Annotated in this window: 14 protein-coding genes and 1 tRNA gene; 5 read left to right on the forward strand and 10 right to left on the reverse strand. The window is 56.1% G+C overall.

Translation table 11 applies throughout. The features are described 5' to 3' along the window. Positions 1–16: 16 nt before the first annotated feature. Positions 17–1,120, forward strand: coding sequence for an aminotransferase class I/II-fold pyridoxal phosphate-dependent enzyme (locus CIK78_RS16775; protein ID WP_096282046.1), 1,104 nt, complete (start codon positions 17–19; stop codon positions 1,118–1,120). Here the strand turns inward: CIK78_RS16775 and CIK78_RS16780 are convergent. The 10 genes from CIK78_RS16780 to CIK78_RS16825 form a co-directional block, all read right to left on the reverse strand. After that, entirely contained in the window at positions 1,117–2,073 is a 957-nt protein-coding gene (locus tag CIK78_RS16780) for a branched-chain amino acid transaminase (protein ID WP_096282047.1), read from the reverse strand. The two genes, CIK78_RS16775 and CIK78_RS16780, sit on opposite strands and share 4 nt — an antisense overlap. Next, entirely contained in the window at positions 2,070–3,176 is a 1,107-nt protein-coding gene (locus CIK78_RS16785) for a class II histone deacetylase (protein WP_096282048.1), read from the reverse strand. Before CIK78_RS16785 ends, CIK78_RS16780 begins: the two co-directional genes overlap by 4 nt. Next, complete coding sequence (locus CIK78_RS16790) at positions 3,173–4,204, reverse strand: histone deacetylase family protein (protein WP_096282049.1); 1,032 nt, start codon at positions 4,202–4,204, stop codon at positions 3,173–3,175. Before CIK78_RS16790 ends, CIK78_RS16785 begins: the two co-directional genes overlap by 4 nt. Before the next feature lie 78 nt (positions 4,205–4,282). Then, complete coding sequence (locus tag CIK78_RS16795) at positions 4,283–5,557, reverse strand: TRAP transporter large permease (protein WP_096282050.1); 1,275 nt, start codon at positions 5,555–5,557, stop codon at positions 4,283–4,285. Then, positions 5,554–6,099: a TRAP transporter small permease subunit gene (locus CIK78_RS16800; RefSeq protein ID WP_096282429.1), complete on the reverse strand. Its 546-nt coding sequence runs from the start codon at positions 6,097–6,099 to the stop codon at positions 5,554–5,556. The genes CIK78_RS16795 and CIK78_RS16800 overlap by 4 nt, the downstream gene beginning before the upstream one ends. 74 nt (positions 6,100–6,173) lie before the next feature. After that, on the reverse strand, positions 6,174–7,247 hold the full coding sequence (gene dctP / locus CIK78_RS16805; RefSeq protein ID WP_096282051.1) for a TRAP transporter substrate-binding protein DctP: 1,074 nt from the start codon (positions 7,245–7,247) through the stop codon (positions 6,174–6,176). 117 nt (positions 7,248–7,364) lie between these two features. Then, the gene (locus CIK78_RS16810) at positions 7,365–8,300 is read right to left on the reverse strand and encodes an ornithine cyclodeaminase family protein (protein WP_096282052.1); all 936 of its coding nucleotides are present in this window, start codon (positions 8,298–8,300) and stop codon (positions 7,365–7,367) included. Between the two features lies 1 nt (position 8,301). Continuing rightward, positions 8,302–8,658 (reverse strand): RidA family protein, encoded by a 357-nt coding sequence (locus tag CIK78_RS16815; RefSeq protein WP_096282053.1) that lies wholly within the window; start codon positions 8,656–8,658, stop codon positions 8,302–8,304. 146 nt (positions 8,659–8,804) lie between these two features. Beyond that, on the reverse strand, positions 8,805–9,572 hold the full coding sequence (locus CIK78_RS16820; protein WP_096282054.1) for an AraC family transcriptional regulator: 768 nt from the start codon (positions 9,570–9,572) through the stop codon (positions 8,805–8,807). 165 nt (positions 9,573–9,737) lie between these two features. Then, positions 9,738–9,824 (reverse strand) — tRNA-Leu (locus CIK78_RS16825). Positions 9,825–9,938: 114 nt separating this feature from the next. Between CIK78_RS16825 and queA the strand changes: the two genes are divergently transcribed. From queA to secD, 4 genes are all read left to right on the forward strand, one after another. Further along, positions 9,939–10,970 carry a tRNA preQ1(34) S-adenosylmethionine ribosyltransferase-isomerase QueA gene (gene queA / locus CIK78_RS16830; protein ID WP_096282055.1) on the forward strand — a complete coding sequence of 344 codons (1,032 nt, stop codon included), beginning with the start codon at positions 9,939–9,941 and terminating at the stop codon, positions 10,968–10,970. A 61-nt stretch (positions 10,971–11,031) separates the two neighbouring features. Then, positions 11,032–12,165 (forward strand): tRNA guanosine(34) transglycosylase Tgt, encoded by a 1,134-nt coding sequence (gene tgt / locus CIK78_RS16835; protein ID WP_176483419.1) that lies wholly within the window; start codon positions 11,032–11,034, stop codon positions 12,163–12,165. Between the two features lie 156 nt (positions 12,166–12,321). Next, complete coding sequence (yajC, locus tag CIK78_RS16840; protein WP_096282056.1) at positions 12,322–12,648, forward strand: preprotein translocase subunit YajC; 327 nt, start codon at positions 12,322–12,324, stop codon at positions 12,646–12,648. 132 nt (positions 12,649–12,780) lie between these two features. Then, complete coding sequence (gene secD, locus CIK78_RS16845; RefSeq protein ID WP_096282431.1) at positions 12,781–14,634, forward strand: protein translocase subunit SecD; 1,854 nt, start codon at positions 12,781–12,783, stop codon at positions 14,632–14,634. The last annotated feature ends 1 nt before the right edge of the window (position 14,635 follow it).

The following is a 14,635-nucleotide window of genomic DNA, read 5'->3' on the forward strand; positions in this document are numbered from 1 at the left end:
GCTTTTAGGAACCGCTATGCCCCGCTATCCCGAACACTTAACCAGTGAAGGCCCTGTTAACCCGTTTCCTGGCATCAAGGTGTTAGAGCGCCGCATCGGAAAGGAGATTCCTCATCGATTGGGCTCTAACGAAGGCCTGGACATGCCACACCGTGCACTGCGCGAGCACTTTGGCGATGCCCTAGCCGAACACGTTTACTGCTACGGCGATGCCGAGGCGCTCGGCGTGCGCCAGCGCCTGAGTGCCCAGCATGGTATGGCACTTGAAACGCTGCTGGTCGATGCCGGCGCCGACAGCCTTATTGCCCTGGCCCTGCGCACGACCTGTGAACCCGGCGCGGCCGTCATCTGCACCGCCGGCACCTACCCCACCTTTGGCTATTTTGCGCTTGGCCAGGGATGCCGTTTGGTTGAGCCCAGCTACGTTGAGGCGCCTGGCGTGCTGGCGCCCGACCTCGAAGCGATGGTCGCTGCAGCGCATAAAGAAGATGCACGACTGGTGTACTTAGCCAATCCCGACAACCCCAGCGGCCACTTACACAGCGACAGCGCGATCGTGCAGCTGCGTGAAGCGCTGCCCGATACTTGCTGGCTGTTGCTAGATGAAGCCTATGGGGATTTTCGCGACGATGCTAACAGCGAGTTTGCTGCCCAAGCGCTGCCCGGCGTGATACGCCTGCGGACGCTCTCCAAGGCCCATGGCCTGGCTGGCATGCGCATTGGCTACGCCATCGCTGACCCTGACGTGCTGGCGATGATGATGAAAGTGCGCATTCACTATGCGGTGTCGTCGTTAACACTAGTGGCCGCGGAAGTGGTGCTCGACCATCCTGACGAAGTCGACCACCACGTGGCCGATGTGAAAGCGCGCCGCGAGCAGTTGGCAGCGCACTTTCGCGCGCTGGGTGCCGACGTACTGCCCAGCGCCACGAACTTTGTTGGCATCCGCCTACCCAGCGCCGAACTCGCCGCAAAGGTGCACCAGCAGCTACTCGCCGAAGGCGTGTTAGTGGCTCGATTGGCACACCCGGCGCTTGCCAACATCATTCGTATTACCGCCGTGCAAGCAGCGCTGAAACCAGGGAGACTAGCGGCATTAGAGGCTGCGATTAACGCTTAAGCCTGCGTTAGCCAATGACCAAACTCATCCAGCTCGCCACGCACCGCCTGACGGTATAAGCCTTGCAGCTGAGCCGTCACGCTGTCTGGATGGATGGGTTCATTGGCCGGTGGCGCCCCAGCGCGGGCGCCAATACGCCGCCCATCCAACTCGCGCAGCGGCAGTATCTCAGCGGCGGTGCCGGTTAAGAACGCTTCATCAGCGGTATATAGCTCATCGCGGGTAATCCGCCGCTCACGCACTTCAATGCCCAGCACTTTTTGCGCTAACTGAATCACGCTATCCCGAGTAATGCCCTGCAGGCACGACGTCACTTCCGGCGTGTGCAGTACGCCATCGCGCAGCAAAAAGACGTTAGCCGCCGAGGCCTCGGCCACATAGCCTTCTGGGTCAAGCATAATAGTTTCATCAAACCCGGCTTTCACGGCGGTATTGAGCGCAAGCATCGAGTTAACGTAGTGCCCGCTGGTCTTGGCCCGGCATAGGCTGATATTGACGTGGTGACGCGCCCAGGAAGAGGTAAGCGCCCGCAGCCCATGGGTGGCCGCCTGAGGTGAAATGTACGGGCCTAAATCCCACGCTGCCACCATCAGGTGAGTGCTGAGCCCCTGAGCACGCAGACCCAAGCCTTCTGAGCCTAAAAACACGGTGGGCTTTAGATAGGCGTTAGTTAGGCTATTTTTGCTCAGGCACTCGCGCTGAGCAGTGATGATGTCTGCCTCGCTAAACGGCAGGGGAATGTCCAACGCATGCGCGCTTTCTGCCAGGCGGCGCGTGTGTTCAGCGACGCGAAACAGATGCGTGCCCGTAGCGCCTGCATAAGCACGCACACCTTCAAAACAGCCCATGCCGTAGTGCAGGGTATGAGTAAACAGGTGAACCTTAGCGTCGCGCCACTCACGCCATTCGCCGTCTAGCCAAATCCAGCCATCGCGATCATCAAGCGGTGTCATCGTTTTGCGTGCTCCCACTGTTGGCACCAGCCTTCAATTAAGGCCTGCTGGTGCGGTTGCAGGGCCTGGTAACCCCACGCGGCAATTTCTTCGTTTTGCGGATCGGGTACGGTCGTCGTACTGCCCGCCAGGGTTTGGATAACCGCGTGACCGCATAGCGGCACGTAGCCCTCCGAGTAGCCGCCTTCGTGTATCACGACAAGCTTGCCTTCGCAGCAGCGCTCGGCCAGTGCTTTCAGCTGAGCCGTCATGCGGGCGAACGCTTCGCTATTGAGCAGCATTTTACCTAGCGGGTCTTTGGCGCAGGCGTCATAGCCGCAGGCCACCACGATCAATTCAGGCGCAAAGGCTTCCAGCGCAGGCAGTACCAGCGTTTCCATGGCGTGCGCGTAGGCGCCCAAGCCACAGCCCGGCGGCAGCGGTAAGTTAAGGTTGGCGCCGAGGCCGGGGCCTTCGCCCTGCTCGTCAAAGCTACCGGTATCCAGCGGGTAGTTAGCCGCTTGATGGAGCGACACCGTGAACACGTCAGGCTCGCTGTAAAAGGCGGCCTGCTGTCCGTTGCCGTGGTGAACATCCCAATCAAGTATCGCCACGCGCTTCATCTGCCCTAAGGCGCGGGCGCGCATCACCGCCACGGGAATGTTGCCCAGCAGGCAAAAACCGCGGCCTTGATCAGCTTCTGCGTGGTGGCCAGGCGGGCGGCATAGCGCGTAAGCGTTGCTTACGTCGCCCAGCGCTACCGCCTCAACAGCCGCCACCGCCAACCCCGCCGACTGAGTAGCCGCCGCCCAGCTGCCGGGCATAAAGGGCGCACAGTCGCCACCGTTACCGCCTTGGCTTTTGTCGCCCGCCTGAAGCATATTTAAATAGCGCGGGGTGTGAAAACGCAGCAGATCGTCAAACGTCGCCGCCGGTGGTTTCACGACGTGAAGTTCGTCAATCAGCCCGCTGGCTTCAAGAATATTTTTTAGCCGGCGTTTGCTCTCAGGGCTTTCAGACGCTGCCTGGGGCTGTAAAAACTCACCGGGTGCGGAAAACACGCCTATGGCCCCTTGGTCATGCCAAAAGCAGCGCTCATGCCAGTAAAAGCCGGTTGCCTTCATGGCGCAAAGCCCTGCATAAAGGCGGCTAAGTTGACGCTTAAATGCTCGGTAGGGTAGCCACCTTCCTGAATAATCACCGTGGGCAGCGACAGTTCGGCTAAGCGCTTGCCCACATCGACAAAGGCGTCGGTTTCCACGTTCAGGCCGGCTAACGGGTCGTCTTTATGGGCATCTAACCCCAGCGCCACTACCACTGCATCGGGTGCATAGCTCTGAAGATGATCAATTAACACCGCCAACGCATCTAGAAAGACCTCGCCATCGCTTCCGACGGGCAAGGGCAAATTGACGTTGGCGTCTAAGCCCTCGCCACAGCCCTCTTCATCGGCGCCGCCCCAAAAGAACGGATAGAAATCGCTGGGGTCGGCGTGCAGCGAACCGGTCCACACGTCACTGCGGGCATAAAAAATATCCTGAGTACCGTTGCCGTGATGAAGATCCACATCAATGATCGCCACCTTGGCAAAGCGCTCACGCAGCACCGTGGCTGCCAGCGCGGCGTTATTGAGTAGGCAAAAGCCACCGGCGCGCTCAGGCCCAGCGTGATGGCCCGGCGGGCGGCAAAGCGCGTAGGCAGTAGGCGCGCCGTTAAGCACTTCTTCTGCAGCAGCTTCAGCCGTCGCGGCGGAGGCCAGCGCGCCCTGAAAGCTTGTGGCACTGAGCGGGCAGGCCATATCGTGCAAATGCCAGCCCGCTTGGCCAATCGGATGGCGCGGGTAATGGTGGCCGCCCCCGCAGGGGTGAATATTCGGCGCAACAAACTCCGCTGCATTGGGCAGCGCCTGCCAGCGCGTGTAAATGGTCTCCAAAAACTGCAGGTAGCGCGGCGTATGAATCTGCTCTAAGCGCTTACGCAGCCGAGGAGAATCCGCTGCGCTAGGCGTTGTCAGCGTAAGCCCTACACTAGCCAAACCTTGCGAGAGCAGCTCCGCGCGCACCGGGCCTTCCGGTGACGGCGCGGGCTGCCCGCGCAGTAAAAACGTTGGCGGTGCATGAGAGGCTTGGTCGGGATGGTAAAAGCATTTCATGATTAAGTTCGCAATCCTTAGGTTCTTGACGAGAACGACCTGAACTCGCTGACGCTTCGTACAACCCCTGGTAGCCGATTAGAGTAAAGAAGGAATCCAGGTGGAAAGCGCTGGAAATGCGGCTAGTAGCACAATCACCACCAGAAACGAGACGTAGAACGGTAGCGAGGCAATAATTGCCCGCTCGTAAGGCACTTCGGCTATTCGCGCGGCGGTCATTAGCGTCATCCCTACCGGCGGCGTCACATTGGCGATATTCAGCACCACAATCATCAAGATAGCGAAGTGCAGCGGATCAAAGCCAAGCTGAATCATCGCTGGGACTAACACCGGGGCGATCACGACTAACGCAGGCAATACATCCATCACCGTGCCAATGATTAACAGTAGCAGGCATACCAGCATTAGTTGCACAAAGGCCATATCGCTAAAGGTGGTAATCAAGCTTGCGGCGTCTCGGGCAATACCCGAGCGCGTGACAAACCAGCCCAGCACCGCAGACGTTGCCAATAGAAAAAACACTACGCCTGAAAAGCGCACGGTGGTCACCAGCGAGTCCCATATTTTTCGCCAAGTAAGATTGCGATAGAACACGGTGCCAATGATGATCGCATAAACGGCCGCAAAGCCCGAGGCTTCCGTAATCGTTGTAAGCCCGGAGAGAATACCGCCCATGATAATCAGCGGCACTACCATCGCCGGAAGTGCGACCAATAGAGCGATCATTGCGGCCTTAAACGGCGTCGGGGCCTGCTTAGGATAGTTACGTTTCCAGGCTAGAAAAAAGCTCATTCCTAGCAGAGCTAATGCCATTAACAGCCCAGGAATAATCCCCCCCGCAAACAGGTCAATCACCGAAATATCCCGCAGCAGCGTGGCGTACACCACCATAACAACGCTGGGGGGAATGATTGGCCCAATGATCGATGAACAGGCGGTGACGGCAGCAGCATATTCGGCGTCGTAACCCTGCTTTTTCATCTCAGGGATCATGATTTTACCAATCGCCACGGTATCCGTGACGGCGGCGCCGGTCAGGCCAGCAAAAAACACCGACACTGAAATATTCACATGGGAAAGCGATCCGCGCACACGGCCGAATAAGGCATTGTTAAACGCGATCAGCTTATGGGTTAGCCCGCCTTGGTTCATCAGTTCAGCGGTAAAGATAAAATAGGGAATGGCAATCAATAGAAACCCAGAAACGCCCGAGAACATACGGTCGGCAATAATGCCCAGCATGCGTTCACCGCCTAGCGCGAAACCACCCGCTAGCCCCGACATCGCCATCACCACCGCAACGGGCGCACCAATAAATAACAGCAATACGAATACTAAAATCGCGGGCGTCATGAGCGGCTCTCCCCGTCATTGATTTCAATGAGTTCGTCAATCATCTCGCTCTCATCCAAAAAGTGCTCTAGCAAGGAGAAGCCATGCACCAAGTGGAGCAGCATAATGACGCCGCTAATCGGCACCACAATGGCGGTCACCTTACTGGGGATACGGATTTGGTCGGAGACCATGTAAACCTGGGTGGCGTTAGTGAAGTAGCCCCAGCCATACCAAACCAGCATTAGTGCAAACAAACCAATCACCGCCAGGCAAAGCCCCGCTCCAATTTGCACTAGGATTTTTGGCAGGCTGCGTATCAGCAGCGTCATGGCCACATGCTCGCCATAGCGCAGCGAAATGGTCATGGAAAGAAAACCGATCCACGGTAGAAATAGGCGTGCCAGCGAGTAGGTCCAGCTCAGCGTGCTGCCCGTTGCTAGCTTATAAAGAAAGGCGGTAAACGAGATCCCCAACATTGCCAGGATACAGCCCACACAGACCACAATGGCCACCTGATTGATGCTATCGCTTAGGCGGCGCAAAGGTTTTAATACACCCATCACCATCCCTCACGCTAGAGCGCATAACAGCCGCTCCAGCGTTGGTTAAGAATTAGCCGTTAATGACCCAGCGGTTATTGACCATAAATGCGGTAGTCATCGTCAGCCACTTGCTGGCCGACACGCGCGACTTCATCAAGCAGGCCCTGCACGCGGGTCTCGTCCATACCAAAGTCATCGACGATCCACGTTTGCCATGCCGGGCGGGCAATATCGGCCATGCGTTCACGCTCTGAATCAGGCATTAAGTAGCATTCGACGAAGCGTTCACAGGATTCCACCCAGCTCGTTGTTGCCAGCGCTCCTGACATACCGTGACTCAGCTGAATGGCTTCGCGCGCAGAGCTAATCAGCACCTGCTGGTAGTCTTCAGGCAACGACTGATACCAGGACTCGCTGACGACCCACGGGGCGCTGTTATACACATGCCCGGTAAGCGTGGTGTAGTCGGTGACGGCATCAAAGTTAAACGTGGTGTTGAGCACCGGCGCATTGAACTGGCCATCGGCAAGACCGGTTTCCAGCGCAGTGATCAGCTCGCCCCAAGGCAGTGGCGTTGCAGAGGCGCCTAGCGAGCGCATAATCGCGACGTGGGCGGGGTTTTCTTCGGTGCGAATATTCAGCCCTTCTAAATCTTCGACGGTCTTAATCAAGTGCACGTTATTGGTAAAGGCGACGAAACCACCACCGTCATCAAAGGTGCCCAGGTAACGCATATTGGCCGCTTCAATCGTGCCGGACATAAAGTCAGCGAACCACTCGCTGTCAAAAAAGGTCCATGCTTGGCGCCAGTTAGTAAACAGGAACGGCGCCGTGACCATTTGATAGTCTTCGTAAAATGATGACATCGCGCCTGCGGTAATAATCGTCGACTGCAGTGTGCGCCCGCCCTGCACTTCCGAACCGTTCTCAACTTCTGAACCTAGCTGACCGCCGCCGAAGATATTGACCTCAAGGTCGCCGTCGGTACGTGCTTCCACCAGGTTTTTAAAATGCATCAGTGCCGGATAGATTTCGTTGTTACTCATATCTTCCGGAATCTGAGTGGCAATCACCATTTCATAGGACTGCGCTTGGGCATTGACGCTGGCAATGGCCAAGGGCAGTGCTGCCAGGGCGGCAATTAGTAAGGATTGATTCGTTTTCATAACACACCTCGTTTTGGTTATTAGTCGGTCTTCGTTATGACTGGCGTTGTGACGTAACAGGCTGTTATATCTAGCGTCTTATTATCAGCATCAGCCCGTTACGTTATTTATGCAGCGTTATTCGGGCAGTGATTCCCATACCTCAATAGCCGCAGCTAAATCTTCAAGTGAGGCACCCACCGATTTGAATAACGTGATGGCGGCCTGATCAGAGCGTCCCGGCTTTGTGCCGGACAGCACTTCGGCAAGTTCAGCCTTAATATCGTTAAAGCGAAAAGCGCCTTCTTCTATCGCTTGAAGGATATCGCCCGCCTCGCCTTTAGCACCGGCATAGGTATCCACAAATACCTGTGCACGGCGCACACACTCAGCGTCGGTTTCACGCATCTGTGGGCGAAAAGCGCCGATCAAATCAAGATGCGTCCCCGGCGTGAGCCACTCGCCTTTGATAATCGGCTGAGTCGAAAGCGTGACGCAGCTCACGATGTCAGCTTGCGCGACGGCTGAGGCCAAGTCTTCAACTACCTGTGTTTCAAAGCGCCCAGCGTATTCGTCGGCAATCGCCGCCGCCTTGCTAAGGTTGCGCCCCCAAATCATCACGCGCTTGATCGGGCGCACGCTGGTGTGGGCCTCAATCACCATGGGTGCCAGCTTGCCGGTGCCCACGACCAGCAGCGTTTCTGCCGACGCATTCGCCAGCGCTTTAACCGCCAGTGCAGACGCTGCCGCGGTACGGCGACGCGTTAGCTCGCTACCATCAATACAGGCCAACGGCTGCCCGTGTTTACCTTCGCTGAGCAGGTAAAGCCCCGAAATAGCAGGAATACCGTGATCGGCGTTTTGTGGAAACACGTTGACCATTTTAACGCCGATATAGCCCGCTGTTTCCCAAGCGGGCATGAGTAGCATCGTGGCTTCGCCGTCAGGACGGTGCATCGCATGATGATGACGGGGAGGAGACTCAATGCCCTCTACAAACGTCGTTTGCAGCCGCTTGATCAAGCCATCCCAGGTTAGATGGCGGGCGACCTCCTCGGCAGAGATGACCCGCATATTAGGCCTCCGGCAGTGCGGCAATGACCATAATTTCGACCTTCCACTCAGGCTTAGCGAGGTTCGCTTCAAGCGCGGCGCGCACGGGTGGGCGGCCGGGAACGACCCACGCATCCCACGCGGCATTCATTTGATCGAATTCAGCCATGCTGGTCACCCAGATCTGCGCTGAGATCAAGTGTTCTTTAGAAGTGCCGGCTTGAGCGAGCAGCTGGTCGATGCGCGCCAACACTTGCTCAGTCTGGCCGCGCATATCCGCAGTAGCATCGGGGGGAACCTGGCCAGCAAGGTAGACGGTGCCGTTATGAATGGCGACTTGGCTCATGCGCGCATTGCTGTCTTGGTAAGTAACGCTCATCGGGTCTCTCCGGTAAAATAAGGTCTTAAGAGACTAAAGCGCTACTGGGAAAATTACTTGCCCGACACTGCGATAGATTTGCCCGCAAGTCATGCAAACAAGACAAAACGCGGCAAGCAGTGGGGATTAACGATCAGAGGAAGGGCCTAACGATCTGAAGAAGGAGAAAGTTCAAAGTAGCGGCGATAGGCGCGGGAGAAACTGCCCTGATCACGAAAGCCCACTAGCATGGCGATATGCCCAAGACTCAGCGTGCTATGCCGCACTAGGTTTCGGGCATGCTCTAAACGCCTACGCTGCACGTATGCCAGCGGCGTGACGCCGGTAAGCTCACGAAAACAGCTGTGAAAATGCCCCGGACTCAAAGCGCATAAAGAAGCCAGTTGATCCACACGGACGTCATCGGCCAAGTGCTGGTCCAACCACGCATCTAAGCGCGCGAGATCCAGGCGTTCACTAATGCAGTGCTGCCCCAACTGCGCGACGGCCGTCGGCGTAGCATCCTGCAAATACATATAAAGCGCGCGCAGTAACAAGATCGCGATTTCATTTTGTAATGCAGGGCACTGTTCCAACTGGTGCGCCAAGGCGTGGGTCAGCTGATTTAGCGCCGGCGGAACGCTGAAAAAACGCGGCTTATCGAAAAGGCGCTCAATTTCGCCGCCTTGTTCGATTAGCGCCAAGTGCGCAACGGGAATATCCAACACAAGCGTACGATTGCTGCCATCGCCTTGAAATTCATGATGGCGCGAAGAGGGAATCAGGCAGCCTCGGCGGGCAGTTACCCGCTCCCCCTGCCCTTCCATCGAAAGCTCAGTCACGCCGCAGGTCGCCAGGATAAGCTGATGAAAATCGTGAGTATGAGCCACCTGCTCTTGGGCGAGATTGCGGCTATACAGCTCAAAAAGGGCCATGGCGAGAGTCCGTCTTTCATCGAATGCGATTCATTCACTATAAAACGGCTAGGCAGGAAAAAGCGAACAAATGCATTGTCTCAGACGAGAAAACGCAAATGGCGGGCACTAACAAATTGAAACCACTAAAAAGGGCCTAGCGATGAACGCTAAGCCCTTAGTATTTGGTGCCGGTAGCCAGACTCGAACTGGCACACCCGTAAAGGCGGCGGATTTTGAATCCGCTGCGTCTACCAATTCCGCCATACCGGCAATGGATGCGCATTATACGTAAAAATTGAGGTAGGTCAATCGCATCGACTGACTTTATCCAGCCAAAGCGCTATCCTATGTCGCCTGTTTGATCAACGTTAAGAGTCATACGCCATGCAGCGCGCGGATTTTCATTACGAGCTACCCGACGAGTTAATTGCTCGCTACCCTTCTGAGCAGCGTAGCGACTGCCGTCTGCTGTGCGTGGATGGGCAAAGCAGCGCGCTAGAGCATCGTCGTTTTCCTGATTTGCTGGCACTTCTGGAACCTGGCGACCTGCTGGTGTTCAACGATACTCGCGTGATTCCCGCGCGCCTGCACGGCCACAAGGCAAGCGGCGGAAAAATAGAAATGCTGCTTGAACGCCCGCTGGATGCTCACCGCGGCTTGGCGCATATTCGCTCTAGTAAATCACCTAAGCCCGGAACGGAATTGATTTTTGAAGGTGATGTTCACGCTATCGTAGAAGGCCGCCGCGACGCGCTGTTCGAACTGCGATTTTTAGGCGACACGCCGATGATTGCGCTGCTTGAAAAACACGGCCATATGCCGCTGCCGCCGTATATTACCCGGAAAGATGAGATCAGCGACCGTGAGCGCTACCAGACCGTGTACGCCCGGCGTGACGGTGCAGTAGCGGCACCCACCGCAGGGCTGCACTTTGACCAGCCGCTGCTGGACGCCCTCGCTGACAAAGGCGTTAATCGTGCCTTTGTGACGCTGCATGTGGGCGCCGGTACGTTTCAGCCAGTGCGCGTGGATAATATCCTTGAGCATCACATGCACAGCGAGTGGATTGAAGTCTCTGAGGCTACCTGCCAACAGGTGCGTGACACCCTGGCGGCTGGCAAGCGGGTTGTGGCCGTGGGGACGACGAGCGTGCGCTGCCTGGAAAGCGCCTGCCAAAAAAGCAGCGATGGGCAGATCGCGTCGTACAGCGGCGATACCGACATTTTTATCTATCCCGGTTATCAATGGCGCTGTGTGGATGCTTTAATTACCAACTTCCATTTGCCTGAATCCACCCTGCTGATGCTGGTCTCTTCCTTTGTAGGCTACGACACCATCATGCACGCCTATCAGCAGGCGGTGGCCGAGCGCTATGCATTTTTTAGCTACGGCGACGCCATGCTATTGACCCGTTAGTAATTGCTTTATCAACCTTGCACAAGCCGCGCCAAACGAACGAGATTAACGAGTTATTTTTATGCGAAACGAATGTTTTATGCGCTTTGAGCGCCTGGCTGAGGATGGCCGCGCACGCCGCGGTCGCCTGCACTTCCCCCGCGGCACGGTTGAAACACCTGCGTTTATGCCGGTCGGCACTTACGGAACGGTAAAAGGCATGACGCCCGACTCGATTAAAGAGACCGGCGCTGAAATCATCCTGGGCAATACCTTTCACCTGTGGCTGCGCCCCGGCACGGAGGTGATTGAAGCCCACGGTGACCTGCACGATTTCGCCCAGTGGGACAAGCCGATTCTCACCGACTCCGGCGGCTTCCAAGTCTTTTCGCTGGGCAAAACGCGTAAAATTACCGAGCAGGGCGTGCACTTCCGCTCGCCGGTCGATGGCAGCAAAGTCTTTATGGGGCCGGAAGAGTCCATGGCTGTTCAGCGCTCGCTGGGTTCCGATGTGGTCATGATTTTTGACGAATGCACGCCCTACCCGGCGACCTTTGAGGAAGCCGAAAAGTCCATGGAGCTATCGCTGCGCTGGGCCAAGCGTTCACGTGATGCCCACGGCGAGTCACCTTCTGCTCTGTTTGGCATTATTCAAGGCGGCATGCATCCCGAGCTTCGCGAACGTTCGCTGAAAGGGTTGCTGGAAATCGGCTTTGACGGTTTAGCGATTGGCGGGCTTTCCGTCGGCGAACCTAAAGAAGAGATGATCAAGGTTCTCGACTACCTGCCCACCTGGATGCCCGATGACAAGCCCCGCTACTTAATGGGCGTCGGCAAGCCTGAAGACCTCGTGGAAGGCGTGCGCCGCGGCGTGGATATGTTCGATTGCGTCATGCCTACCCGCAATGCGCGTAACGGCCACTTGTTCACGTCAGACGGCACGGTCAAAATTCGTAACGCCAAGCACCGCTTTGACACGCGTCCGCTTGATGAAGAGTGCGATTGCCATACCTGCCAGCATTTCTCACGGGGCTATTTGCACCACTTAGACCGCTGCAATGAAATGCTCGGCTCAATGCTAAACACCATTCACAACTTACGTTACTACCAGCGTGTAATGGCTGATTTGCGCGCGGCAATTGAAGCGGGTACATTGACGGCCTTTGTGGAAGGTTTCTATGCTCGGCGCGGCCTGCCGGTGCCTCCCCTAGCGTAAATTTAACGAATTAATCGCCACGTGCCTTGGCGCGTGGTTTAAACTGTTTGGCTATATTTTTCTAAACCATGTTTTTTAGACCCATGTTTTCTAAACCTAAGCTTTTCTAAACCTAAGCTTTTAAACCACGCTTTTCTAACTCAGGAGTTCTCTGCAATGCTGGATTTCTTCATCTCACCAGCCCATGCCCAAGAAGCCGCCGGTGGCGGTGGTATTGCGCAAATCGTCATGCTGGTCGGCTTCGTACTGATTTTCTACTTCCTGCTGTGGCGCCCGCAAGCCAAACGTGCCAAGCAGCACAAGCAGCTGGTCACTAATTTGGACAAAGGTGATGAAATTGTCATCGGCGGCGGATTGGTGGGTCGTATCTCTAAAGTGAGCGACGAATTCCTGACCATCGAGATCTCTGAAGGCACCGAAGTTAACGTGCAGAAAAATGCCGTTGCTGCCGTACTGCCTAAAGGCACTATCAAGTCCATCTAATGCTTTCAACACCCCTGCCGACACAGTGCCAGCCACCCCGGCAGGGGTGACATGGTATGAATGATGGTGAACTTTGCTGTGCACGGCATGTCTGTGCACAGCATTCCGTTTGTAATTGAAGGCAGGGCTTGCATGCTCAACCGTTACCCCCTGTGGAAGTATCTGCTGATACTCGTCGTCCTGGCGGTCGGCCTTATCTACTCGCTTCCCAATCTATTCCCCGAAGATCCCGCCGTCCAAATCAGCAGCGCCCAAGGCGACTCGCTGGACGAACGTCAGATTAACCTTGTTGAAGCCGCGTTAACTGAAAGCGACATTGACATCAAGGCGATCGAAGAAGAAAACGGGCAGTGGCTCATTCGTCTACGCCATGACGATGACCAGCTCAACGCTCGCGATATTGCCACTGACGTACTCGGCAGTGATGCCACCGTGGCATTAAATCTCGCTGAAGCGACCCCGAGCTGGCTGCAGTCATTTTCTGCTTCGCCTATGACGCTAGGCCTGGATCTACGTGGCGGCGTGCACTTCTTGCTTGAAGTGGACATGGAGGCTGCACTAACCCAGCGCCTTGAAGTCAACGCCAGCGCCATGCGCGAGCTGCTGCGCAGTGAGCGTATCCGCTACCGCAATACCGACGTAGAAGATCGCTCACTCTCGATCGACTTTGCCAGCGCTGAAGACCGTGATACGGCACGCCGACTGATCACTCGCGACTTTCCTGACTTTGAGTATTCCAATGCAGGCGATGGCCGCGCATCTAGCCTAGTCATGACATTAAGCGATCAATCTGTCAGCAGCATCCAGGACTACGCGATTAACCAGAACTTGACCACCTTGCGCAATCGGGTCAACGAACTGGGCGTTGCGGAGCCTATGGTACAGCGCCAAGGCCCCAATCAAATTGTGGTTGAACTGCCTGGCGTTCAGGATACCGTTGCTGCGAAACGCATTGTCGGTGCAACCGCCAACCTAGAGTTTCGCTTAGAGGCGCGTAACGACACGCCGGTTAACGAAACAGAAACGCTGACGTTTCGGAATGATTCAGCACGCAGCGCTGAGCTAATGCGTGATGTCATCATTACTGGTGACAGTGTTTCCAGCGCTAGCAACAGCTTTGATGAAAATGGCCGCCCCCAGGTCAACATCAACCTAGACGGCACCGGCGGCACGCTGATGAACCGCGCCACGCGCACCAACATTGGTCGCAATATGGCGGTGCTGTTCATTGAGCATAAAAGCGAAGATACCGTGGTGGTCGACCCGGAAACGGGCGAAGAAACGCTTGAGCGCGAGCCTTACGTTGAGCGCGGCCTGATTAGCTTAGCCACGATTCAAAGCGCGCTAGGCAACAGCTTTCGTATCACCGGCTTAGACTCACCAACGGAAGCTTCCGAGCTTGCGCTGCTGTTGCGTTCTGGCTCGCTAGCAGCACCCATCTACTTTGTGCAAGAGCGCACGATTGGACCAAGCCTGGGCGCTGAAAACATTGAGCGAGGCCTGCTGTCGGTTCAGATCGGCCTGCTGCTGATCGTGATCTTTATGCTGGTACGCTACAAAGTCTTTGGCGTGTTCGCCAACATTGCCCTGGCGCTGAACTTAACGCTGCTGGTTGCGGTAATGTCGATGCTGGGCGCGACGCTGACACTGCCAGGCATTGCCGGCATAGTGTTGACGCTGGGCATGGCGGTGGATGCCAACGTGCTAATTTTTGAGCGAATACGTGAAGAGCTGCGTAACGGCTTATCGGTTCAGCAGGCGATTCAAGCAGGCTATGAACGCGCGTTTACCTCGATCGTGGACGCCAACATCACCACGCTGCTTGTGGCTATCATCCTATTTTCGATTGGCTCCGGCCCGGTTAAAGGATTTGCGGTCACGCTTTCTATCGGTATTTTGACATCGCTGTTCACCGCGCTAATGGTGACTCGCGCCATGGTCAACCTGGCTTATGGCAGCAAACCCGTCAAAAAGCTGTGGATTTGAA

Source organism: Halomonas sp. JB37 (genome assembly GCF_002332255.1).
In the GTDB taxonomy this organism is placed as follows: Bacteria; Pseudomonadota; Gammaproteobacteria; order Pseudomonadales; family Halomonadaceae; genus Vreelandella; species Vreelandella casei.

Excerpts from the sequence above, each read along its gene's own strand:
- CIK78_RS16775 (WP_096282046.1), top strand. The coding sequence starts at position 17 with ATGCCCCGCTATCCCGAACACTTAACCAGTGAAGGCCCTGTTAACCCG.
- CIK78_RS16780 (WP_096282047.1), bottom strand. The coding sequence starts at position 2,073 with ATGACACCGCTTGATGATCGCGATGGCTGGATTTGGCTAGACGGCGAA.
- CIK78_RS16785 (WP_096282048.1), bottom strand. The coding sequence starts at position 3,176 with ATGAAGGCAACCGGCTTTTACTGGCATGAGCGCTGCTTTTGGCATGAC.
- CIK78_RS16790 (WP_096282049.1), bottom strand. The coding sequence starts at position 4,204 with ATGAAATGCTTTTACCATCCCGACCAAGCCTCTCATGCACCGCCAACG.
- CIK78_RS16795 (WP_096282050.1), bottom strand. The coding sequence starts at position 5,557 with ATGACGCCCGCGATTTTAGTATTCGTATTGCTGTTATTTATTGGTGCG.
- CIK78_RS16800 (WP_096282429.1), bottom strand. The coding sequence starts at position 6,099 with ATGGGTGTATTAAAACCTTTGCGCCGCCTAAGCGATAGCATCAATCAG.
- dctP (WP_096282051.1), bottom strand. The coding sequence starts at position 7,247 with ATGAAAACGAATCAATCCTTACTAATTGCCGCCCTGGCAGCACTGCCC.
- CIK78_RS16810 (WP_096282052.1), bottom strand. The coding sequence starts at position 8,300 with ATGCGGGTCATCTCTGCCGAGGAGGTCGCCCGCCATCTAACCTGGGAT.
- CIK78_RS16815 (WP_096282053.1), bottom strand. The coding sequence starts at position 8,658 with ATGAGCGTTACTTACCAAGACAGCAATGCGCGCATGAGCCAAGTCGCC.
- CIK78_RS16820 (WP_096282054.1), bottom strand. The coding sequence starts at position 9,572 with ATGGCCCTTTTTGAGCTGTATAGCCGCAATCTCGCCCAAGAGCAGGTG.
- queA (WP_096282055.1), top strand. The coding sequence starts at position 9,939 with ATGCAGCGCGCGGATTTTCATTACGAGCTACCCGACGAGTTAATTGCT.
- tgt (WP_176483419.1), top strand. The coding sequence starts at position 11,032 with ATGCGAAACGAATGTTTTATGCGCTTTGAGCGCCTGGCTGAGGATGGC.
- yajC (WP_096282056.1), top strand. The coding sequence starts at position 12,322 with ATGCTGGATTTCTTCATCTCACCAGCCCATGCCCAAGAAGCCGCCGGT.
- secD (WP_096282431.1), top strand. The coding sequence starts at position 12,781 with ATGCTCAACCGTTACCCCCTGTGGAAGTATCTGCTGATACTCGTCGTC.